This is a genomic window from Collinsella aerofaciens (assembly GCF_015552075.1).
Lineage (GTDB): Bacteria > Actinomycetota > Coriobacteriia > Coriobacteriales > Coriobacteriaceae > Collinsella > Collinsella aerofaciens_Y.
On the sequence record NZ_JADNDZ010000052.1, the window covers coordinates 58381 to 80883 of the forward strand.

The following is a 22503-nucleotide window of genomic DNA, read 5'->3' on the forward strand; positions in this document are numbered from 1 at the left end:
GTTGTCCTCCCTACTTGTCCATATCGATCAAGCCGTCCATAACGTGGACGGAAATTGTTCCTGTGTCGGGAAGATCGAGCACAACCTGCTCGATCACGGGAATCAGCACCTCGCCGTACCGATCGCCCTCGACAACCCAAACATCGTTGGCGGGCGTCGACATAATCTCGACAATCGTGCCGAGCGAGCCAAAGCGCTCATCGACCACCTCGCGACCCATCAGGTCGGTATAGGCGGCGTCGAGTGAATCGAGCTCAAAATCGTCACGATTTGCCAGCACATAGCATCCCGTGATGCCCTCGGCGGCCGTCAAGTCATCAATGCCCTCAAACGCGACCAGATCGCCATCGCCCGTATCGTTAACGGATGCGACCGTGCAAAAGCGGTCGCGCTTGAGTGCCGGCGGCGTCAAGGCGACGCGCATACCCGGCTCCAATACAGAAGGAAGCCCCCGCAGCGGCTGCGCGAGGACCTCCCCCTTCCTTCCGTGCGGCTTGACCACACGGGCGATGTTTTTGTACTGGGACCTCAAGGTCCTAGCCCAGAACCTCTACCTCGACTGCAGTGTCGAGGCGAGCGGCCAGTGCACGGGCGAGCGTGCGAATGGCCTTGATGGTACGGCCACGACGGCCGATGACCTTAGCGACGTCATCCTCGGCAACCGAAACCTCAATAGTAGAGGCGTCTTCGCCATCGATGACCTCAAGGCTCACGGAATCCGGGTCGTCGACGATCTGAACAACGAGATATTCGACGAGATCGGCGATGCGATCTGAGAGCATTGCCTCACCCTCGAGCTGTGCAGCGTCAACCTCAGGCACGATTTACTCCTCGGCGCCCTCAGCGGCCTCAGCGGCAGCCTTAGCGGCCTCGGCCTCTTTGGCGAGCTGCTTCTTGGACTTCTTGACGACGGTCTCGGTCTTCTCGCCCTCGTTGGCGGCCTTGACCAGAGCGACGACAGCGTCGGTGAGCTGAGCGCCCTTGGCCTGCCAGTCGGCGATCTTCTCGAGATCGAGGTTGATGGTCTTGGGGGCGGTCATCGGGTTGTAGCGGCCAACCTCCTCGATGATACGACCGTCACGCGGGGCGCGGGAATCGGCGACGACGACACGGTAGTACGGACGCTTCTTAGCGCCGTGACGAGCAAGGCGAATCTTGACTGCCAAAGGAAACTCCTCCAACCAAGCAGCTTTAGGCTGCAACTACAAACAAACAGTTGAACATAATACGCCATCGACGCGGGCAGGTGAAGTCCGTGAGACCAACTTCTTCGGTGTAGTCGAAGGCAAATCCATATCTTAGACAAGAATTCGCGATTTGCAAGCACATCCACGCACCCCACATGAGCTGCGCGGTATACTCATGCCATGAAAAGACGCGAACATACATACGGTTATGAGGATGCTGCGGGCGTCACGCCGCCGCCCTGGACGGGACCGGCGGTGGGCCTCATGGACCTCGACGCGTTTTTTGCGAGCGTGGAGATGCTCGACCACCCCGAGTGGCGCGGCAAGCCGCTCATCGTGGGCGGTGACGCCGATTCTCGCGGTGTTGTATCGACCTGCTCCTACGAGGCGCGTCGCTTTGGCGTGCATTCCGCCATGCCCTCGGCCGAGGCACGGCGCCTGTGTCCGCAGGCCATTTGGACGCATGGGCATTTTGATCGCTACCGCGATGTCAGCGCGCAGGTCATGGCGATTCTCGCCGACGAGACCCCGCGCGTTGAGCGCGTATCCATCGACGAGGCCTTTATCGATATCACACCGGGTCGTTTTGCGCCCGAAGACCCGCTGCTGGTTGCACGGCGCATCAGTGATCGCGTGGCAGCGCTCGGCGTGACCTGCTCCATCGGTGTCGGCTGCAACAAAACGGTCGCAAAGATCGCAAGTGAGCGGGACAAGCCGTTTGGGTTGACCATCGTGCGTCCCGGAACCGAACAGCGCTTTTTGGCTGCGCTGCCGGTATCTGCCATGAGCGGCATCGGGCGCTCGGCCGAGGAGCGACTGCGCCGCATGCGCATCTACACGCTCGGCGAGCTGTCACGTGCACCGGAATCCACCTTGGCCTCTATTTTTGGTGTCAACGGCGAACGCATGCGCCAGCGTGCGCTGGGACTCGAGGTTTCCGAAGTCACGAGTCTTGATGAGGAACGCGAGGTTAAATCGGTGAGCAATGAGCGCACCTTTGCGAAAGATTTGACTGAGCGTGGGGACATCGAAGCGGCGATTGCACTGTTGGGAGAGTCAGTGGGACGCCGTCTGCGCCGTCAGGGACTAACGGGCGCCACGGTGACGCTCAAGCTCAAGTATTCGTATGGAAGCGGGCGAACGGCGCAGCGGCGGCTGCCTCATCCGACCGACGATGAGAACATCTTCGTGGCGGTTGCACTCGAACTGCTCGACAACATCTGGCAGGAAGGCATGCATGTTCGCTTAGCTGGCATCGGCATGAGCGATTTCGATCACCAAGGCGGGATCCAAACCGACCTGTTCTGCGAGATCGATGACCGCGGAGCCCAATCCAGCGACCGCCGCGACCTCTCCGTCGCCATCGACGCCGTCCGAGACAAATTCGGCGACACCGCCCTATCCTTCGGCCGCCAATCCCGCTTCAACGATTAACCACCTTTGGGTAAAAAGAAAGCCGGGCAGGTGCGGAAAACCGCAACTGCCCGGCGATATGCGTGAGGTTAGCTAAACCCCGTCTCAAATGAGCTACTAGAGGAGGTTGAGGGGGAGCTGGGGGGCGTCGCCCCAGAGCTTTTCTAGGCGGTAGAAGTCGCGGGCTTCGGGAGTGAAGACGTGGACGACAACAGAACCGTAGTCCATGAGCATCCAGGTCTTCTGCTCACGGCCCTCGATGGAGAACGGATGCTCGCCGCAAGCCTCGGCGACCTTCTCCTCGATCTCGTCGACGATCGAATCGACTTGGCGGTTGTTGGTACCGGTGGCGAGCACAAAGTAGTCGCACACATCGGAAAGCTCGGTCAGGTCGAGCACCTGCACGTCCTCGCCCTTCTTGTCGTAGGCGGCCTGCGCGGCGGCGCGGGCGACATCCTCGGCGGCGACACCGCTCGCAGACAGCGAGGCGGCAGTGCGGTCGGACGTGGCGACGAAGCTCTTGTGCTCCACACCTTCAAGAATCTGCTCGTCGGTCATGGTCTCGTCGGCCATGGAATACCTCTTTCTAGACAGCCCGAGCTAGCGCAGCTGGGCGTAATGGTTGTAAATCGAAATAGCCGTGGGATAAAGATAGCGCCCGGACTGAATCACATAGACCAAACCCTGCGCAAAACAGGAGAAGAACAACTCGTCGAGCGTCGACTCCCCCACCATCTTGCGCAGCGCATGGGCATAATCGCCGTGGCGGTTGGGTTCGATGGCATCAGCCACAAAGACCACCATATCGAGCGGCGTCATGTCGCAAGCGCCCACGGTGTGACGGTCGACAGCCTGAAAGACCGCCGGCGACAGCTCGGGAAAAAGCTGCGGAAGTTCATAGGCGGCAACAGGGCCATGCAAAAGCGGCGTCGCGGCGGAAGGAGAGCCGGCAATCTTGATGCCATAGTGAAGCGCGCGGGCCACGAGCTCGTCATCGGAAAGCACCTTGTCCCAGTCGTGGATCAAGCCGGCGGCAGCGGCATCAAAGCGGTCAACGCCGTAGACCTCGGCCAGATGAAGTGCGGTCTCGGCAACACCCAGCGAATGCACATAGCGCTTGCGCTTATCCTTCATGCGAACATCGAGCAGCTCTTGAATGCGCTTGAGCAGTGCGCGCTCATCGCCCTCAAACTGATCCTCTACCGACAACGTAGACCCCCATCACTCAAAATCTTCTTGGCCCAAATCGGCATATAGCCTGCGTTTGCGAATGTAGCCGAGCACGGACTCGCTCGTAAGATAGCGCACGCTCATGCCGCGGGCAACTCGCTTACGAATGTTCGTCGAGCTGATCGCCAGCGCCGGAATCTGAATATAGCGCACGTCGAACGGCAGCCCCGACTCTTTGATTCGGGCACGCGCCGTATCGATATCAAAGCCCGGTCGTGTCGCCGCAATAAAGGTAGCAAGCTCAGCGATTCGTTCGGCATCATGCCAGGTCACAATATCGATAATCGCGTCGGCGCCCGTAATAAAGTAGAGCTTTACCTGCGGCGGGTAAAAGTCGCGAAGGGCATGAAGCGTATCGGCCGTATAGGTTACGCCCGGGCGGTCGATCTCGAACCGGCTCGCCAAAAAGGCCGGGTTCGCAGCGGTGGCGAGGACCGTCATGGCATAACGGTCCTCGGCAGGCGTCACCGGCTTGTCAAGCTTAAAGGCAGGAGAGCCCGCCGGCATAAAGAGCACAGCGTCCAAGTCGAGCGACTCGCGCGCCTGCTCGGCGGTCACCAGGTGCCCGTAATGGATGGGATCAAAGGTGCCACCCATAATACCGAGCCTAAACTCCTGCCCGTCCTCTAGAGGAAGCTCGGGCAAACCGATTCCACCGCGCAGCGACATGGCTTACTCGCCCTCCGGTGTCTCGGTATCGTCCGCGGCATCCGCCGCATCGACAACCTCGACTCCCTCATCCGCAGCATCGGCCACGTCAATGGCTTCAACGGCAACGTCCTCGCCAGCATCCTCGAGCTCCTCGTACTCCGAGAAGTCCTCGGCGCCCTCAAAGTCAAAGGCGCGCTGGCAAATGCGGACCTCGTCGCCCGCACGGCAACCGGCCTTCTCGAGCGCGTCGTCAACACCCATACGCGCAAACTTATGCTGCAGGTAAATGACGGCTTCCTCGTTTTCCCAGTCGGTCTGGATGACCATACGCTCAATGGCACGACCGACCACGCGGAAGGCACCGGGCTCTTCCTGAACAATGCGGAAACGCTTCTCACGCTGCAGGCGACGGCGCTCCCACTCATCGTCGCGCAGAACGACCGGCTCATCCGAGACAGCCAACTCGGCGCGCAGCTTAGCCACCTGCTCGCCCACGGCAAGCATCAGCGTGTTGAGGCCGGCGCCCGTCACGGCAGACACGGCAAAGAACATATGTCCATCGTCGAGCGCTGCGTGCTTGAGGTCGGCAATCTTATCGGCCGTGCCCGGCGCGTCGCACTTGTTGGCAACAACGATCTGCGGACGCTCCGAAAGCTCGGCGCCATACTGCTCGAGCTCGCGGTTGATGATGCGATAATCCTCGACCGGATCGCGATCCTCAAAACCACCCGTCATGTCGACGACATGCATGATCAGAGCCGTACGCTCAATGTGGCGCAGGAACTGGTGACCCAGGCCCTTGCCCTCGCTCGCGCCCTCGATCAAACCGGGAACGTCGGCAACGACGTAAGAATATTCGCCGGCACGCACCATGCCGAGATTCGGCACGAGCGTGGTAAACGGGTAGTCGGCGATCTTGGGGCGGGCGGCACTCATGCGCGCGATGAGAGATGACTTACCCACCGAGGGGAAGCCCACGAGCGCGGCATCGGCCATGAGCTTCATCTCGAGCTCAATCCAGTGCTCCTCGGCCGGCTCGCCCAGCTGGGCGAACGCGGGCGCGCGGCGCACCGACGTCACAAAGTGCGTATTGCCGAGACCACCGGCGCCACCAGGGGCCACGACAACGCGCTCGCCATCATGCACCAGATCGGCAATCTCGAACATCGGGGTCTGCGTCTCGGGGTCGAGCTCGCGCACCACGGTACCCATAGGGACCTTGAGAATCAGGTCCTCGCCGCTCTTGCCGTTACGACGGGCACCCTGCCCGTGCGTGCCGCGCTCGGCGCGAAAGTGATGCTTAAAGCGGTAATCGATCAGCGAAGACCGCTGAGCATCGGCCTGGATGACGACATTGCCGCCACGACCGCCGTCGCCGCCATCGGGGCCGCCCTTGGGGACAAATGCCTCGCGCCTAAACGACATGCATCCGGCTCCGCCGTCGCCGCCGCACACGTTAATGCGGCTGATATCGGTGAACTGTGACAACAGAATCGCCTCCTACAAAAAAGAGGGAGACCCTTGAATCCTAAAACTCAAGTGCCTCCCACATATGTGCTCTATGAAGGGTGAATTACGCGTTCGCGAGCGGGCGTACGCTGACCCTGTGCTTGATACCCTTGTGGAACTCAACGGTACCGTCGACCAGCGCGAACAGCGTGTCGTCCTTACCACGGCCAACGTTCTCACCCGGGTGGATGTGCGTGCCGTGCTGACGGACGAGAATCGTGCCCGTGGTTACCGTCTGGCCGGCATAGCGCTTCGTGCCAAGGCGCTGACCGCGGGAGTCACGGCCATTACGGGAGGAACCGAGTCCTTTTTTGTGTGCCATTGTGTATACCTACTCTTTCGTTACGAGTGTAATCTACTCGGCGACGGGAGCCTCGGCAACAGCCTCAGCCTCTGCCTTGACAGCCTTCTTGGCGCGGGAGGTAGCCTGAACCTTCACGATCTTCAGCTTGGTGAGCTGCTGACGGTGACCCTTCAGACGACGATAGCGCTTGCGCTTGTGGAACTTGAAGACCAGCTGCTTCTCGCCCTTGAACTGCTCAACGATCTGAGCGGTAACCTTGGCCTTGGCCAGCTTGTCGGGATCGGTGACGATCTTCTTACCATCGTTGAGGAAGATAACCGGCAGGGTGACCTTGTCGCCCTCATTGCCCTCGATCTTCTCGACGGTGATGACATCGTCGGTGGCGACCTTGTACTGCTTGCCGCCCGTGTTAACGATTGCGTACATGTTTACTTGCCCTTCATGCATCAGTTAGTGCAACAGCCGAATATAGTAGCAGGCGAAAATACCCCCGTCAACGAGTATGTGGAGCAAATCCACAAGTTCGCACAGATATGGGGCTGACGAGTCGGCCCTCGTCGTCCTCGCATGCTTGATTCTGACGCTCGACATCGTAGGAGCGGATGGTCACGAGGTCTTGCATACCGGTGGAAACAATAGGTGCATCCACGCCCGGGGTCAAGCCCTGCAACAAAACATCAGCAGCGGAAAGCAAAATTTCCGGACGCATGGAGCCCTCGTTGTCGGCATGGGTGTCGAGCATGAGCACCAAATGGTCCGGGCGCTCCCCCGCCGTGAGCTCATAGCCCACGAGCGTGTGATCCAAATCCAAGCGCTTGCTCTTTTTTCCGCGCGCGTAGTCGATGCCATTGCCCGCGCGCAGCGTGTCGAGCGCACGACGCACCTCGTCGGCGCTTACGGGCGCCTCGGGATCCAAGTGCAGGTCGATGCGATACGACAGGCGCGTGAGCTGCGCCGTCAACGCCGGCGTGCGCACGTCGATGTACGCCGCCTCGATGGGCGCCAGATCGGCCGGAGACGCCGCAGCCAGGCGCCCAAACGCCTCGTCGAGCGCCACGAACTCGGTCATAAACAGGTCATACCACTCGCAGGTCGACGACGTACCCACCGGTAGCGCCGAAGAGAAGCCCACGCGCATGTGCGGAGAAAAGCCCTGCGTGACGGCATAGGGAAGTCCCGCACGGCGCACGATGCGCTCAATGGTATGGATCACTTCGAGATGGCCCAGGTACTTAAGGCGATCGCGCTTGCCATAGCGAACACGAAGTCTAAAGAGCGAGGGGTTGTCGGTCAGGCGCTCACTCATGCGCGATCACCCATCAATACATTCTTGGCGTGGAGCGTGGGGCAGATCCCGCAGCCGGTGCACGACGTGCGGGTGCAGTCGGGAGTCGTGACGCCCTCGAGCGAGCGACGGTACTCGCGCTCGAGGAAGCCGCGCGTACAGCCAGGGCTCACATGCTCCCACGGCAGGCGCCAATCCAACTCGTAGGGCAGGTGCACGAGCTCATTGAGGTCGATGCCGTTTTTGGCAGCAGCTTCCTTCCAGTTATCGAGCGAGAAATGCTCTACCCAGGCGTCAAAGCGAGAGCCCGAGCGCCAAGCGTCGATGATGACGGGCGTCATGTCACGACCGGCGCGGGACAGTGCGGCCTCGATGAGCGAGGTCTCGGCATCGTGGTAATGAACGCGGACGGCACGGTTGCGAACGCTCGTGATGAGCAGCTTCTGGCGACGCTTGACGTCGTCGTAGTCGAGCTGCGGGCACCACTGGAACGGCGTGGCAGCCTTAGGGATAAAGACCGAAACCGAGATCGACACCGAGATCGAGCCGCGACGAGCCTTGGGCACCACGGAACGACCGAGCTCCAGCACGTGATCGGCCAGATTGGCGATGGCCACGATGTCCTCGTCGCGCTCGCCGGGAAGGCCCATCATAAAGTAGAGCTTCATGCGGTTCCAGCCGGCCTCGAAGGCGGCCTTGGCCGCACGGTCCAGGTCCTCCTCGGTCACGTTCTTGTTAATGATGTCGCGCATGCGCTGGCTGCCGGCCTCGGGCGCGAACGTCAGGCCGCCCTTCTTTTCGCCGGCAACCGACTCGGCCATATCCACGCCAAACGAATCCAGGCGCTGCGACGGAATAGACACGCGAATACCCGTATCCTCCAGGCGACGGTTGAGCCTGCCGAGCACGTCGCGAATGCAGGAGTGGTCGGTCGTGGAGAGCGAGGTCAGCGACACCTCGTCATAGCCGGTCTTTTCCAGACCCTGAATCACCGACGAGACGATTTGGTCGGCCGAGCGCTCGCGCACCGGACGATACGTCATGCCGGCCTGGCAAAAACGACAGCCGCGGGCGCAGCCGCGCAGGATCTCGATAGACAGGCGGTCGTGAACCAGCTGCGCATAGGGCACGCACGACTGCGACAGCGGATTCGTGGCGCCGAAATCCTCGACGACGCGCTTGTAGACCACGGTCGGCGCATCCTTGCCTTCACGCGGCACGGTGTAGCCATGCGGCGAGCAGGGCTCGTCGTGACGAACCTCATAGAGCGATGGCACGTAGTTGCCGGCAATGGATGCAAGCTGCTCGACAATCTGCGCGCGCGGGACCCCTTCGTCACGCAGACGGCGATGCAGCTGGCAGGTCTCGAGCAGCGATTCCTCGCCCTCACCGATGAGGATGGCATCGAAGAAGGCCGCGTACGGCTCGGGGTTGTACACCGAGGGGCCGCCGGCGATGATGATAGGGTCGTCTTCGCCTCGGTCGGCCGCCAACAGTGGAATGCCAGCGAGGTCGAGTGCCTCGAGGAAGTTCGTCACCGCCATCTCGTGCGGCACATGCAGACCGACGATATCAAACGAAGCGACCGGCGCTGCACCCTCAAGCGAGAGCAGCGGAATGCCCGCCTCGCGCATAGCGTCACCCATATCGGGCCACGGCACATAGCCACGCTCGCAGGAGATGCCCTCGGCCTGGTTAAGGATGTTGTAGAGGATGGCGATACCCTGGTTGGGCAGACCGACCTCGTACACATCCGGATAGATCAGGCAGCAACGGTAGTCGGCATCGGCCTTGGAAAGCGTGCCCCACTCGTGATCGATATAGCGACTCGGCTTCTCGACCTTGGCGAGCAACGGCTCAATTAAATGAAAACAGTCTTGGTATGCAACGCGCAACGGAAAACCCCTAAGCAGCGAGATCTGATGCGTCCTGATAGGACGCCATAGGACGGGTAGCGCCCGCGACCGTGGTCACCAGATCGCGAACGCGGGAGAACGTGGCAGTGACCACCTCGTTGGCACGGCTGTAGTCGACATCGCGCTCGTAGAGCGAAACGAGCGCACGGCCCATGCCATAGGTGCCCGCGGCAGCAGTGAGCGCCTTGACGGCAAACCAAATATGCGGCGTCTGCTTGACAAGTGCGCGGGTGACCGCTCGGATCACAAGACCGCCGGCAAGCACGCCCGCGACCTCGTAGCCGCGCTCGGGCTTAATGCCGCGTCCAAAGACGGCAGCGAGCTCAAAGAGCATGCCCACCTGCGCCAGCGCCATAACGGGATAATCGGCGCCCGGCAAAAACACCAGCGCACCGGTCGCCATATTGGTGAGCGCGCACGAGGTGATGATACGATTGGCCGCAGCGATGCGCATGAAGGCAAAGTTCGCCGCAAAAGCCGTTTCCTTGTCGGTGCGATCGAGAATCCAGCGGGCAAGCGTCTCGAGCAGATACGTCTTATCGGTTGCCGCTACCACGCCGAGCATGGGCGTAGACTCCTCGATAAACGGCACCTCCACAGCAGACTCGGCAAGCACGCACACGGGCGCGCCGGCGATCACGAGCTCCTGCACGGCACTCTCCAAGCGGTCGGAACCACACGAGAGCACCAGCACCACATCGGTATCGGTCTTTGGAGCAATTCGCTCCTCCCCCAGACGCTCGACGCGCACAATGCCCGAGGTCGTCTGCGGCACAAAGGCGTCACGCACCGTCTCGGCCAGAAAGCGCGAGGCGGACGAATCCAGATAGACCGAGACGCGCACAGGTGTATCGGAATCCTTCTTAACGGACGCGCCCATCTTAAAAGCGCGGGTCAGCTTATCTACGGGAATTTTCATGGCAAACCCCTCCAGCGGTTACGCGGCGCCCGAACGATGCCGCCATATGGATTGTACGATACCCACCGTCAGCAGCTGAATCATCATCGAAGACGAACCGAAGCTAATAAACGGTAGCGGAATACCGGTAATCGGCATCATGCCGATGCACATGCCGATGTTTTCGAAAGTCTGGAACGCCCACATGCCAACGATGCCCACACACGAAAGACGCAAAAACAGCGACTCGCACTTAAAGGCGACGCGAATCGTCGAAAAGATCAGCAGCACGTAGAGGCACAGGAGCAAAAAGGAACCGCAAAAGCCAAAGGTCTCGGACAGGAAGGCGAAGACGAAGTCGGTGTGGAACTCAGGCAGAAAGCCGCCGGCCGACTGCGTCGCATGCCCCAGGCCCTTACCAAAGAAGCCGCCCGAGCCAACGGCGATAAGCGACTGCTGCAGGTTGTAGGCATCGTCCGAATCGGCATTATCGGGGTCGATAAAGACCGTCAGACGGTTCATCTGATACTGCTTGATGAGCACATCGTGGCCGAGCAACGAATCAAAGACCGAATCAAGCGCCAGGACGAGGGCCACCAGGCCCACGAGCAGGGCCAGGGTCGACAGCACCCATTCGCGGCGTGCACCGCTCATGCAGATGACGATGGCGCCCGAAACCAGCACGACCAGGCCCGAGCCCAGGTCACCCATGGCAACGACGGCCAAAAACGGAATGGACAGCATGCCGCAGAGCTTGACGTAGTCGCGAACGGTATCGATGCGACCGTTATACTGCGAACCAAGCGTAGCAATAAAGAAGATGGTGATGAGCTTGGCAAGCTCAACCGGCTGGAACGTCAAGCCGATACCGGGAATCTTGATCCAGCCCGTCATGCCCAGACCGCCCGTATAGGACAGACCCGGAATCTTGGGCGAGAAGATCACGATCAGGTCGATGACGAGCAACGCCGTCGAGAAATTGGAAATACCGCGCAGGTCGGTACGCCAGACCAGCACCGCCAGCACCGCCCCGATGCCAATTCCCAGCAGATGGCGTGAAAACGATGCATCGGCCTTAAACTGCGAAGCCGACCAGATAATGATGGCACCGTAGGCGACGAGCGCCACAGTAGCCACGAGCACACCGATATGCACCTTTTGGCGAAACGTGCCGCGCGAGGCCGAAAGTTGCTTGTTGACGCGGTCCAGGCTGCTGCGAGAGCCGGTCTTGGTTGAACGGAACAGATCCGCCGGAGAAAAATCCATCGCAACCTCCTATCGAACCGAAGAATCGCCCGAGGCCGAAGAGGTATCGGGCTCGTCATAAATCACGCCGAGCACGTCGCGCACGACATGCATCGCGGTATCTGAGCCACCGCCGCCCTGCTCCAGGACGGTAGCGATGACATACTTGGGATCATCGGCCGGTGCATAGGCGCAGAACCACGCGTATTCGTCCTCGCCACTTTTCTCGCCCGTGCCCGACTTGCCGTATACCTGCGGCGTCAGGGTGCCAAAGTGCGCCGCCAGGGACGTCGATGCCGTGTAAATCACGTCGTGCATGCCGTTGCGAACAAGAGCCAAATCCGAATCGCTGTTGATCTTGGCCTCCAGGCGCTTCTTCTTGCCCTTGCCATTGTACTTATAGGCATCGCCGTCGCCATCGCGCGACACGGCAGACAAAAATACGTGAGGCACGTACTGTTTGCCGCCGTTGGCAAGACCCATATAGGCGCACGCCATCTGCAGGGGCGTCACCAGGATGTCACCCTGACCGATGGCAATGTTGGTCATATCGCCGGCATTCCACTTGCGGTCCTCGGCAGATGCGTCGGTGAAGTACGACTCTTTCCACTCGGCATCGGGAATACGGCCCGCGCCCTCACTCGGCAGATCGATACCGCAGGTCTTGCCTAGACCCCAGCGACGAAAGACCTCCTGCAGGCCCTCGGGATGTTGCTCGTCATAAAAGAACGCCTTGCCCATGTCGTAGAAGACGGGGTCGCACGAGTTGGCGATACCCGACTGCAGCGTCATGGTGCCGTGGCCAGACGTCAGCCAGCAGCGCTTGCCCCAAGCCTTGCCCAGGCCCGTCCAATAGCCCGTGCAGTTGGTTGTCTGCGTTGAAGTGTAGGTTCCAAACTCGAGACCGGCCAGTGCCGAGAGCGGCTTGATGGTCGAGGCCGACATGTACTGTCCGCTAATGGCGCGGTTGAGCAGCGGGTGCGAACCCTTGTCATCATTGAGCTCGGTCCACACGTCATTTGAGACGCCGCCGATAAAGACGGACGGATCGAACTTGGGCTCGCTCGCCATGCCCAGGATCTCGCCATTGTTGGAATCGAGACACACCACAGCGCCGTTGCCGGCATTGCTGTAGCCAGTGGTCTTGGCAAGCTCGATGGCGCTCGCCAGCGCCGTCTCACAGGCCTGTTGGATCTTAAGATCGAGCGTGAGCTTAATGTCGGAGCCGGCCTTGGCGGGCACGGCGCCGGCCTGACCGGTCACATTGCCCGAGGCATCGACCTTGACGGTCTGCTCGCCACGAATACCCTGCAGCAGGTTTTCGTAGTAGCTCTCAACACCCGCCTGGCCCACGATATCGCCCGACTGGTACGTAATCCGGCCAGCAGAAGCATCATCATCACCAGAGGTTTTCTTATTCTGGGCCTCGAGCTGCTCGGAGGTAATGGTGCCGGTATAGCCCAAGATATGGCATGCCGTCTCGCCATATGGATACTGGCGCTCGGTACGCTCGGCAATCTTGACGCCCGGGAACTCGCCGGCGTGCTCCTGAATATAGGCAACCGTGGAGCGACGGACGTCCGTCGCGATGGTATGCAGGCTCTGAGCGCCCTCGGAATTGTCCTGAATATTGCGCAGCACCGCCACGTAGGGCATACCGAGCACGTTGGCAAGATGGCGAACCAGAACCTCATCCTCGGCAAGGTCGCGGTAGGCCACGACAGCAAGTGAGGGACGGTTCTGGACAAGCGCCACGCCATTGCGGTCGAGGATGCGGCCGCGCACAGCGGGTGTGGTAACGGTGCGCGTCTGATTGCTATTAGCCTGCTTTTCGTAATAGTCCGACGAGACCATCTGCATGCCCCACAGCTTGACGGCAAGCGCCGCGAACATCGCGCCCACACCCGTGGTGAGGATGGAGAAGCGGCCCTTAAAGGCGGTCGCCGCGGTATTGCCCTCGCCCTCGGTGGCGCGCGGGGCCGTCCCATGCTGCGTATCGTAGGTAAAACGAGAATCGCCGCGACGCATAATGACCAGTGCGACCACGATGGCCACAACCAGCACGATACCGGCGATAATAACCGTCATCTGGGAAGACATCTACGAGCCTCCCCTATTTGAGCTTACGGGTCTTGGGCTTAAAGCGCATGCCCGTCTGGCGTCCGCCACGTGCGGAGAATCCATAACCGGACTGCGGCACGACGCCGGACATCAAAAACGGAATGGCAACCAGACCCGTCAGGATCGAAGACGGCAGCGCATGGCCGAAGATCGCCACGACAAAGCTCGTCTCCAAACCCATAAACAGCAAGATGATGCTGTAGATCACATTAATGACGAACGCGAAGGCGCCCACCGTGATGCCGCGCGCACTCGGGGCACCGCCCGTCTGACCGGCAGCGCTATGCACCAGGGCAAAAGAACCCACGGTCAGCAGGAGCGACATAACGCCCACCGGCACGGCAGCGGAAAGGTCATAGAACAAGCCGCTGCAAAAACCGCACACGACGGCACGGGTCGGGTCGCCCGAGAACACGCTTAGGCACACCAGGATAATCATAAAGTTGACGCGACCGCCCGCAATGGAGATCTGCGGTGCCAGGCCTGCCTGCAGCAGCACGCACACAATGGCGGCGATTACAAACGTGCGGGAGCTCATCCCCTGCTCGTGTAGATCCATGGACATGCCCCCTATTCGCTCGAGCCGGAATCGGTCGTCTCGGACGTGTCGGAACTGTCATCCGGGCTCTCGTCCTTCGTCTTGGTCGCAGCATCGCGCGACGTTCCCTGCGGCGTGCTGTTGGCCGTGTTCACGTCCTCATCCGAGGCCGACTGTTCGTCGGTCAGCGAGGTAATGACCAGCACTTCCTCGTTGTTCTCGGCCGTCGTCTGGGCGCGCACCACAATGGTGTAGTACACGTCGTTAGCCGATTTCTCAACAGACGAGACGGTGCCGAGCGGTAGACCCTTGGGGAACACATCGCCAATGCCCGAGGTCACGATGATGTCGCCAACCTTAACGTCGGAATCGACGCTCACGTACTCAAGACGCAGCGTGCCGTCAGCCTGACCCTGCAGCATGCCCTGGGCGCGCGTGTCCTGCACCATAGCGGACACGCCCGAGTTCTCATCGCCAATCAGGCGCACGGTGGACGTCTTGGCCGAGACCTCGATAATCTGGCCTATGACACCGGCAGAACTCGTCACAGGCATATTGATGGTAAGACCGTCGGCAGAACCCTTATCGATGGTGACGGTCGAGGTCCAGGCATCGCCCGAAGCGCCGACGATACGAGCTGCGGTTGATTTGAGGTTGTAGGTCGACTGCAGGCCGACCAGCCCCTCCAGTCGCTCGGCGGTCTTTTGAGCCTCGGAGAGCTCGGCAACCTTAGAGGTCAGTTCCTCGTTTTGCTTCTTAAGCTCGTCAAGCGTGTCCTGCGACGCCGTAAGGTTAGAGAACACGTTACCGATCGCATTGAAGGGAGCCGCCACAGCCGAGCCCACAAAGCGCACCGGCGAGGTAATCGTCGTCACGCCCGAGCGCACGGCATGAATCGGTCCTGCCTCGCCCTCGCGGATGTAAAACGTGAGCAGCAACACCGAAATCAGGCTGAAAACAATCAACGGGCGCATACCCGTTGATTGTCGCTTGGTATTCAGATTTGTGGAGAAACCCGAAGATCGTGCCAAATGGAATCCACCTTTTGGAAATTAAGCATTGGTCTGGACGAAGCCGCCATCAAACGCATTGGCCTCGAGCACGCGGGCACAGCCGTTAACGACGTTATCGAGCGCCGTGGGGCTGACGTTGACCGAAACACCGGTCTCATCGCGCAGGCGCACGTCGAGACCGCGCAGCAGCGCGCCGCCACCGGTCAGCAATATGCCATAGTACATAAGGTCCGAGGCAAGATCGGGCGGCGTGGCATCGAGTGCGTCCTTGACGGCCTTGGCCATCTCGTCGAGCGGCTTGTTGAGTGCGCGACGAATCTCCTCGCTCTCGATGCGTACGGTCTTGGGCAGACCGGTGATCACGTCGCGGCCGTTGACCTCGACGTCGAGCTCGTCCTTGAGCGGCACGGCGGAACCGACCTTGATCTTGATGTCCTCTGCCGTACGCTCGCCGATGGCCAGGTTGTAGGCATCGCGAACGTGCGTGAGGATGGCCTGGTCGAACTCGTCACCGGCAATACGGATGGACTGCGAGACGACGATGCCGCCCATAGCGATAACAGCGACCTCGGTGGTACCGCCACCGATGTCGATGACCATGGAGCCGGTGGGTTCCTCGACGGGCAGATCGGCGCCGATAGCGGCGGCCATGGGCTCCTCGATCAGGTAGGCCTGGCGAGCGCCGGCCTGGATCGTGGCCTCAAAGACAGCGCGCTTCTCGACCGACGTGACACCGGAGGGAACGCAGACGACAACGCGCGGACGCGGGGTCCACGGATAGCGCTTCTCGGAAGCCTTGTCGATAAAGTAGCGGAGCATGGCCTCGGTAACATCGAAGTCGGCGATGACGCCGTCCTTCAGGGGACGAACGGCCACGATGTTGCCGGGCGTACGGCCGAGCATGCGCTTTGCCTCGATACCGACCGCCAGGATGCGCTCGTCGTTCTTGTCGATGGCGACAACAGAGGGCTCGCGAATAACGATGCCCTTGCCGCGCACGGAGACAAGCGTATTTGCGGTGCCGAGGTCGATGGCAAGATCGCCCGCATAGCTACCGAAGAACATATCCATCAAAGAAAACAACGCAACTCCTGATGTGTTGGATGATTGCTGGAAAACTACTAGCTCATCATACTAGCGCAAGCCCGGCACCTCACTTGCGGTGAAGCGCCGGGCAAAGCTAAATCCCATAAGGTCACTACTGGTTGTCAGCAGCCGAGAAATCCATATCGAGCGAGGAAACGGCCCAGCCGATATGGTTATCGGAGCGCACGAATTTGACGGTGTACTCCTGCTCGCCGCCCTTGGACAGCGATGCCTTAAGCTTAGCGGTCGTCTCGGTCATGGACTGATCCATGCCCTCGACGGACACGGTGGCACCCTGCGGAATCGAGGAGATGATCATCGACTTGGCGTCCTCGGACAGGCTCGAGGCCAGGCAAGACTCGGCCTTTGCGGTGTCACCGTCGCCGGCAGCCTGGAACAGATCGGTAACGACAGACTCCTGGGACGGGAAGCCAAAGCCGCGCGTGTAGGCAAAGCCCAGACCGCCCGCGGCGATCAAAATGAGCAGAAGCAGCACGATGAAGACTTTGAGACCCGTGTGGCGATGGCGACGACGGACCTTGGCCTGCTTACGGTCCTGACGGTCCTGCTGGACCATCTCGGACTCGGACAGCGTAAAGAAGCCGGTGTCCGAGGGATCGGGCATAAACTGGCCGGTCGCGCCCGTAGGATCGAGCGGATCAACGGCAGGAGCGTCCATCGCGGGCGCCGGAGCCGTGGCCATAGCCGTCTGGGCAGACAGCGCGGCAAGCGAATCGTGCACGCGGGCAAGCTCATCGGCCTGCTCGGAGGTGAGCTGGTAGATGCCATCGGCAGTAGCGGCGTTAAAGGCGTCGAGTGCGTCGGAGGGGCGGCCGGCGGCAGAAAGCGCCTGACCCATGCCGGCGTTGAGCGCACGCGTGTCGTCGCGGGGACCGGCAAAGTCGATAGCCGTGCGGTAGGTCTCCACGGCATCCGCCGGACGGCCGAGCTTAATGAAGCAACGACCGAGCTCGCCGAGTGCGGCGGCAGGAGCCGGATTGGCGCCGTCGATGGCAGCCTGACGGAAGGCAGTACCCGCGTTGGCATAGTCGCCCGACTGGAACAGCGCGTTACCCAGGCCCAGATAGGCCTTGAACGGCGTGGCATAGGAAGCATCCTGCGTAGCAGCAGAGAACGCCTGGGCGGCCGTCGCGTAGTCGCCCACGGCGGCGAGCGCCTTGCCGCGGTTGGTGAGCAGTGCGCCGCGCTTGCCGTAGGTGCCGTCGTTGAGGGCGGCGGCATAGGCCTCGGCGGCCTCGGCATACATGCCCAGGTGCATCAAGGCGTTACCACGAAGGTGATCGGCCTCGCCCATAATCTCATCGGGAGTTTTTGCCGCCCCAAGCATCTGGGCTGCAGCGGAAAAATCACCCGCGCGGTAAGCGGCGCGGCCCTGTTGGATCAGCTGGCTATTCAAGGAAGTCCCCTTTACTCGTGAACGATCTCGACATGGACGATCTCGTCGCCGGCACGCAGCTGCGAAATCACATCAAGACCCTCGACCGTGGTACCAAAGACGGTGTAACCGGAATCGAGGTTATGCTGGGCGCCCAGGCAGAAGTAGAACTGCGAACCCGCGGAATCGGGGTCCATGGAGCGTGCCATGGCAAGGGCACCATCGACATGGCTGTTGCGCGGATTGGTGGCAAACTCGCCCTTAATGCAGTAGCCGGGGCCACCGGTACCGGGCATGCCGTCGGGGCCCTCAAGACCGGCAGCGACGTCGGCGCCGGACATATCGCGGGTATTGGGGTCGCCGCCCTGAATGACAAAGCCGGGCACATAGCGATGGAACTTAAGGCCATCATAGAAGCCCATCGTGGAAAGCTCGCAGAAGTTCGCGACATGAATGGGAGCGCCCTCGCCGTCAAACTTGACCTTGATGGTACCCTTCGACGTCTCGATAACGGCGCACTCGTCGCCGGCAAGCTGATACTCGGGCGTGTAGAGCTCTTTCTTAAAACCAAACATGTGGTTCCTTCCTCGTGCGTTTAAAGCATATTTGTACGAATTGTAGCAATAAGCATGCGCTTACATCAATTGCGCACGTAGGTTATGCCGACTATGGCGAACTAATTTTAGGAACGCTGCTGCGGCTTCCAGGAGCCCACGTTGGCGTCGTACTGATTAAGCGCGCTGTTGCCACTCTGCGCGATGGGCGCCAGGATCTCGCTTTGGTGGGAACTCATCGACTCGCCATCGGGAATGGCCAGCGAGATGTCCCAGCTCTGACAGATCACGTCGACGCGCTCATACATCCACTCGGCAAGCTGCTTTAAGTGGGCGATGTCGTCCGCATAGACCGTATCGTCTTGGTACTTAAGGTTGTTGAGCTCATCTTGCGTCTTTTTGATCTGGTCTCGCAGGGCGTAAGCACTCTGTGACAGCTCCTGACGGGTGGACAGCGGCGTTCGGAGATAGCCGTTGTTAAAGGAATCGATGACCTCGCCGATCTGGTCCTCGTCACCGTAGGACACGATGGTCTGATACAGACCGTCGAGCCTGGTATAGAGCTGATCATCGGTGAGCACAGTTTCTTCCTGGACCACCTCGGCAGAATCGTCCTGCTTGGTATCGTCCTCAGTCGCCTCGCCCTTTTGGCGCGTGGGGAAGGTCGTCTGCGCGGCCTGGCCAAACTGGTCATAGAAGCCAGGCATGACACCCATGGGATCGGCCGTCACGAACCAATACGCACCACCGCACACGACGGCAAGGACCGCGATGACGATGAGCGGCTTGGGGATATGACGCTTGTGCTTGTGATAGGCGTCCTCGTCGGGATGCACCTTGCGCTTGGGTTTTTGAGCATCGTCATGCAGGGAAACGGGCGTGGGAATATCGACCTTGGGGATACCGAAATCCTTATGGAAAGCCGGCAGCACGCAGGTCTCATTGGGGTCGGCGGCGTCCGAAAGCACCGCAGCGGCAGAGGCTGGCGCATGCGGCACCTCGGTATCGATCTGCTCTTGCGTTAGGCGCGGAAAGCCCGCCGTGCGGCCCGCTGCCAGGTCGGATGCGGCCGCGTCCTCGGAGAGGATGCCCGGAGCGGGGCGTCCGCATTTGGGGCACGTACGATCATGCGGAGAAAGACGGGCACCGCAGCCCTCACAGAACACGAACTCGGTGTGCTCGGGGCCATCGCCCGGACCCACATAGGCGTTGCAGTAGGGGCAGAACGAGGCGCCGTCCTCGATAGTCTTAAGGCAATGCGGGCAGATCACGGCATCCTCTTTTCGAAGCAATTCAAACAATCGAGGTTAGAGCATAACATCGCCACGGCCCCACAGGAACAAGGCACCAATTCAACATCGCCAGAGCGCGTAGCTACTTCTTCTTTTTGCTTGGCATCGAGACTTTGATGCCTTGGGCGGACTTGGTCACGCGAGAGCGCTTGGCTCCGGTACTCTTCTTTTTCTTGGGCTGGGCCTGGGCCACGCCCTCGAGTGCGCGGGCCTCGGCCTCGCGAGCGGTGCGATCTTCGCGGCGCTGCACCATGTCGGCGGCGACGCGCTTGGCAAAACGTTCGGCCGTCGAGCCCGTCGAGCTCACCTTGCCGCCACCGCGACCCAGGCGGACGCGCACACCGCGGCCAAAACCAGTTGCGGCATGACGACGACGCGGCTTGAGCGAATCCATCATCGTGGCGAGCTTAAAGAACACCGAGCAGGTAAAGACCACGATGACAGTCAAGATAACCATCTGACCCATCGACAGGTTGGCGATGGACAGCAGCCCCGGGAACCCGATAACGCCCACCAAGATGCCGGCGACTACAAACACAAAGAGCACCACACGTAAGGGCGTGAGCGGCTGCGAGATCCGCCAGATCAGGCTGACGCTCGCCGCGCACGACGTAAGCAGGCACATCGTAGACAGCGTGAGCTGGCTAAAGCCAAACACGCGCGCCACAAAGATATCAAGCGCCGCAGCCAAAATGACCGCAATCGACGCCGGCAGTGCACGCTTGAGCACGTTGGTCAAAAACGCACCCTTCACGCGAGCATTGTTGGGCTCCAGGCCCAACACAAAGCCCGGCGCGCCGATGCAGAAGAAGTTGATGAGCGTCATCTGGATGGGCTCGAAGGGGTACGGCGGCAGCGCGATGCACAGCGCCGCCAGGCCCATCGAGAACAGCGTCTTGGTCAGGAACAGCGACGCCGAACGCTGCAGGTTGTTGATGGAGCGACGGCCCTCGGCCACCACGGCGGGCATCGAGGCAAAATCGTTGTCGACGAGTACGATCTCGGCCACGTTGCGCGCGGCATCGGAGCCGGCCGCCATGGCCACGGAGCAGTCGGCCTCCTTGAGCGCCAGCACGTCGTTGACGCCGTCGCCCGTCATGGCCACGGTGTGCTCGCGGCGCTTGAGCGCCTGCACGAGCTCGCGCTTCTGCTGCGGGGTCACACGACCAAAGACATGGTAGCGGTCCACTGCGGCATCGAGCTTGGCCGGCGTATCGAGCGTCGTGGCGTCCACATAAGCGTCCGCCCCCGGCACGCCCACCACGCGCGCGATCGACGACACCGTACGCGGGTCGTCGCCACTGATCACGTTGAGGGTCACGCCCTGCTCGTTAAAGTAGCCGATGGTCTCGGCCGCCGAGGTACGAATCTCGTCGCGGATGGTCACAAAGCCGACGGGCTCGGCCTCGCCCACCATATCGCCATCGGGCGTAAAGCCGTCCACGCGCGCCACCACGAGCACGCGGCAGGTATCGGCAAGCTCGGCGACACGGTTCTCGAACTGCGAAAACACACGATCAGAGAGCACAAACTGCGCTGCACCCATCACATAGGAGCCCTGCGCAAACGACGCGCCGCTCCACTTTTTGGAGGACGAGAACGGAATGACCGACAGCGGCTCAGACACCTCGACCGGGCGATCGGCGTAATAGTTGAGCAGCGCCTGACAGGTCTCGTTGGCATCGGCCGAAGTCGCACGCGCCACGTTAGCCAGAGCAAAATCGAGCACCGTGGTATCGACGGGAACAGATGCCTCGTTCTCCCCCAGGCCCAGGGCAACGCCCTCGACCGGTAGCGGATAGGTACCCTCGACCTCCATGCGACCCGATGTGATGGTGCCCGTCTTGTCCAGACACAGCACGTCGACGCGAGCGAGCGTCTCGATGCAGTAGAGCTGCTGCGCCAGAACCTTGCGGCGGGCCAGGCGCACCGTGGCGATGGCGAGCACCGACGAGGTCAGCAGCACCAGGCCTTGCGGGATCATGCCCAGCAGGGCGCCCACCGTGGACAGCAGCGCCGACGAAGGCACATGGCCAGCCAACAGCTCGGAGAAGCACCACGAAAGCGCGCTATCGCCCGGGGTTCCCGCGGCATCCCACAGCTCGCTCACACTCGAGGCGAACAACGCCAAACCGAGCGGGATCATGATGATGCTCGCAAAGCGCACGATGGCGTTCAGCGCGTTCATGATCTCGGAATTGACCTTTTTGACGTACTTGGCCTCGTTATTAATTTTGGCCACGTAGTTGTCGGCGCCGACATGAATCACGCGGGCGCGCAGCAGGCCCGAGTCGATAAAGCTGCCGCTCATGAGCTCGGAACCGGGCTGTTTCTTAATAAGGTCGCTCTCGCCCGTCAGCAGGCTCTCGTTCACGAGCGCCTCGCCCGAAACCACCACGGCGTCAGCGGGAATCTGGTCACCGCGCCCCAGGCGGATGATGTCGTCGAGCACGATCTGGTCCAGGTCGAGCTCCACCTCGGCGCCGTCGCGCACCGCGATGGCCTTCTTGGAGGTCAGTAGCGTGAGCTTATCGACCATCTTCTTGGAACGCATGGATTGAATGACGCCAATAGCGGTATTGAGGAACACCACGAACAGGAACGTCAGATTCTTAAACGAACCGGTCAAAATGACCAGGAACGCCAAGATCACGTTGATCAAATTGAACAGCGTGCAGAGGTTCTCGATGATGAGCTCTTTGACCGACTTGGTCTTGAGCTCCATGTTGCGGTTGATCTTACCGGCGGCGATGCGCTCCTCGACCTCGGCGGTTGAGAGTCCGCGCTCGATATCCGTTGCTGCCATACCACGTCCCATCACGTCGCGTCGGTATAAGAAAAACCGCCCGGACCATGCGAGGTTCG

At 60.9% G+C, this 22503-nt stretch carries 22 protein-coding genes; 1 reads left to right on the forward strand and 21 read right to left on the reverse strand.

From position 1 onward, the window contains the following. Nucleotides 1-10: 10 nt before the first annotated feature. The 3 genes from rimM to rpsP are packed head-to-tail and all read right to left on the reverse strand — an operon-like array spanning nucleotide 11 to nucleotide 1166. Nucleotides 11-502, reverse strand: a complete 492-nt coding sequence (gene rimM, locus I2D41_RS03575; RefSeq protein WP_271741638.1) for a ribosome maturation factor RimM — start codon at nucleotides 500-502, stop codon at nucleotides 11-13. A 34-nt stretch (nucleotides 503-536) separates the two neighbouring features. After that, nucleotides 537-782 (reverse strand): KH domain-containing protein, encoded by a 246-nt coding sequence (locus tag I2D41_RS03580; protein WP_229042092.1) that lies wholly within the window; start codon nucleotides 780-782, stop codon nucleotides 537-539. 42 nt (nucleotides 783-824) lie between these two features. Next, the gene (rpsP, locus tag I2D41_RS03585; RefSeq protein WP_117735148.1) at nucleotides 825-1166 is read right to left on the reverse strand and encodes a 30S ribosomal protein S16; all 342 of its coding nucleotides are present in this window, start codon (nucleotides 1164-1166) and stop codon (nucleotides 825-827) included. A 201-nt stretch (nucleotides 1167-1367) separates the two neighbouring features. Here rpsP and dinB point away from each other — a divergent pair, with 201 nt between their 5' ends. Then, nucleotides 1368-2621: a DNA polymerase IV gene (gene dinB / locus I2D41_RS03590; RefSeq protein ID WP_195363565.1), complete on the forward strand. Its 1254-nt coding sequence runs from the start codon at nucleotides 1368-1370 to the stop codon at nucleotides 2619-2621. 96 nt (nucleotides 2622-2717) lie between these two features. Here the strand turns inward: dinB and rsfS are convergent, their stop codons facing one another. The 18 genes from rsfS to I2D41_RS03680 all read right to left on the reverse strand — a co-directional run bounded on the left by rsfS (nucleotide 2718) and on the right by I2D41_RS03680 (nucleotide 22444). Then, a complete protein-coding gene (gene rsfS / locus I2D41_RS03595) occupies nucleotides 2718-3173 on the reverse strand; it encodes a ribosome silencing factor (RefSeq protein ID WP_035138582.1) in 456 nt (151 codons plus the stop codon). Nucleotides 3174-3200: 27 nt separating this feature from the next. Next, on the reverse strand, nucleotides 3201-3734 hold the full coding sequence (yqeK, locus tag I2D41_RS03600) for a bis(5'-nucleosyl)-tetraphosphatase (symmetrical) YqeK (RefSeq protein ID WP_195363586.1): 534 nt from the start codon (nucleotides 3732-3734) through the stop codon (nucleotides 3201-3203). An 87-nt stretch (nucleotides 3735-3821) separates the two neighbouring features. Further along, nucleotides 3822-4499 carry a nicotinate-nucleotide adenylyltransferase gene (gene nadD, locus I2D41_RS03605; RefSeq protein ID WP_055285119.1) on the reverse strand — a complete coding sequence of 226 codons (678 nt, stop codon included), beginning with the start codon at nucleotides 4497-4499 and terminating at the stop codon, nucleotides 3822-3824. A 3-nt stretch (nucleotides 4500-4502) separates the two neighbouring features. After that, the gene (gene obgE, locus I2D41_RS03610; protein ID WP_195363566.1) at nucleotides 4503-5969 is read right to left on the reverse strand and encodes a GTPase ObgE; all 1467 of its coding nucleotides are present in this window, start codon (nucleotides 5967-5969) and stop codon (nucleotides 4503-4505) included. Between the two features lie 85 nt (nucleotides 5970-6054). Continuing rightward, the gene (gene rpmA, locus I2D41_RS03615) at nucleotides 6055-6312 is read right to left on the reverse strand and encodes a 50S ribosomal protein L27 (protein ID WP_006236075.1); all 258 of its coding nucleotides are present in this window, start codon (nucleotides 6310-6312) and stop codon (nucleotides 6055-6057) included. Nucleotides 6313-6345: 33 nt separating this feature from the next. Beyond that, entirely contained in the window at nucleotides 6346-6720 is a 375-nt protein-coding gene (gene rplU / locus I2D41_RS03620; RefSeq protein WP_035138585.1) for a 50S ribosomal protein L21, read from the reverse strand. Nucleotides 6721-6787: 67 nt separating this feature from the next. Continuing rightward, nucleotides 6788-7600: a TIGR03936 family radical SAM-associated protein gene (locus I2D41_RS03625; protein WP_195363567.1), complete on the reverse strand. Its 813-nt coding sequence runs from the start codon at nucleotides 7598-7600 to the stop codon at nucleotides 6788-6790. After that, entirely contained in the window at nucleotides 7597-9474 is a 1878-nt protein-coding gene (locus tag I2D41_RS03630; RefSeq protein ID WP_055309861.1) for a TIGR03960 family B12-binding radical SAM protein, read from the reverse strand. The genes I2D41_RS03625 and I2D41_RS03630 overlap by 4 nt, the downstream gene beginning before the upstream one ends. A gap of 10 nt (nucleotides 9475-9484) precedes the next feature. Further along, nucleotides 9485-10414 carry a YcjF family protein gene (locus I2D41_RS03635; protein ID WP_195363568.1) on the reverse strand — a complete coding sequence of 310 codons (930 nt, stop codon included), beginning with the start codon at nucleotides 10412-10414 and terminating at the stop codon, nucleotides 9485-9487. Between the two features lie 18 nt (nucleotides 10415-10432). Then, nucleotides 10433-11659 (reverse strand): FtsW/RodA/SpoVE family cell cycle protein, encoded by a 1227-nt coding sequence (locus tag I2D41_RS03640; protein WP_022094759.1) that lies wholly within the window; start codon nucleotides 11657-11659, stop codon nucleotides 10433-10435. 9 nt (nucleotides 11660-11668) lie between these two features. Next, nucleotides 11669-13738: a penicillin-binding protein 2 gene (mrdA, locus tag I2D41_RS03645; protein ID WP_195363569.1), complete on the reverse strand. Its 2070-nt coding sequence runs from the start codon at nucleotides 13736-13738 to the stop codon at nucleotides 11669-11671. Between the two features lie 13 nt (nucleotides 13739-13751). Continuing rightward, nucleotides 13752-14318 carry a rod shape-determining protein MreD gene (locus tag I2D41_RS03650; protein ID WP_117583249.1) on the reverse strand — a complete coding sequence of 189 codons (567 nt, stop codon included), beginning with the start codon at nucleotides 14316-14318 and terminating at the stop codon, nucleotides 13752-13754. Between the two features lie 11 nt (nucleotides 14319-14329). Next, nucleotides 14330-15271 carry a rod shape-determining protein MreC gene (gene mreC, locus I2D41_RS03655; RefSeq protein ID WP_195363587.1) on the reverse strand — a complete coding sequence of 314 codons (942 nt, stop codon included), beginning with the start codon at nucleotides 15269-15271 and terminating at the stop codon, nucleotides 14330-14332. A 78-nt stretch (nucleotides 15272-15349) separates the two neighbouring features. Then, the gene (gene mreB / locus I2D41_RS03660; RefSeq protein WP_006236061.1) at nucleotides 15350-16381 is read right to left on the reverse strand and encodes a rod shape-determining protein; all 1032 of its coding nucleotides are present in this window, start codon (nucleotides 16379-16381) and stop codon (nucleotides 15350-15352) included. Nucleotides 16382-16508: 127 nt separating this feature from the next. Further along, nucleotides 16509-17813 (reverse strand): tetratricopeptide repeat protein, encoded by a 1305-nt coding sequence (locus I2D41_RS03665; protein WP_229042084.1) that lies wholly within the window; start codon nucleotides 17811-17813, stop codon nucleotides 16509-16511. Between the two features lie 11 nt (nucleotides 17814-17824). Beyond that, nucleotides 17825-18367 carry a peptidylprolyl isomerase gene (locus tag I2D41_RS03670; protein WP_006236059.1) on the reverse strand — a complete coding sequence of 181 codons (543 nt, stop codon included), beginning with the start codon at nucleotides 18365-18367 and terminating at the stop codon, nucleotides 17825-17827. A 107-nt stretch (nucleotides 18368-18474) separates the two neighbouring features. Next, entirely contained in the window at nucleotides 18475-19617 is a 1143-nt protein-coding gene (locus I2D41_RS03675) for a zinc ribbon domain-containing protein (protein ID WP_195363570.1), read from the reverse strand. Nucleotides 19618-19720: 103 nt separating this feature from the next. Continuing rightward, the gene (locus I2D41_RS03680; RefSeq protein WP_195363571.1) at nucleotides 19721-22444 is read right to left on the reverse strand and encodes an HAD-IC family P-type ATPase; all 2724 of its coding nucleotides are present in this window, start codon (nucleotides 22442-22444) and stop codon (nucleotides 19721-19723) included. Between the last annotated feature and the right edge of the window lie 59 nt (nucleotides 22445-22503).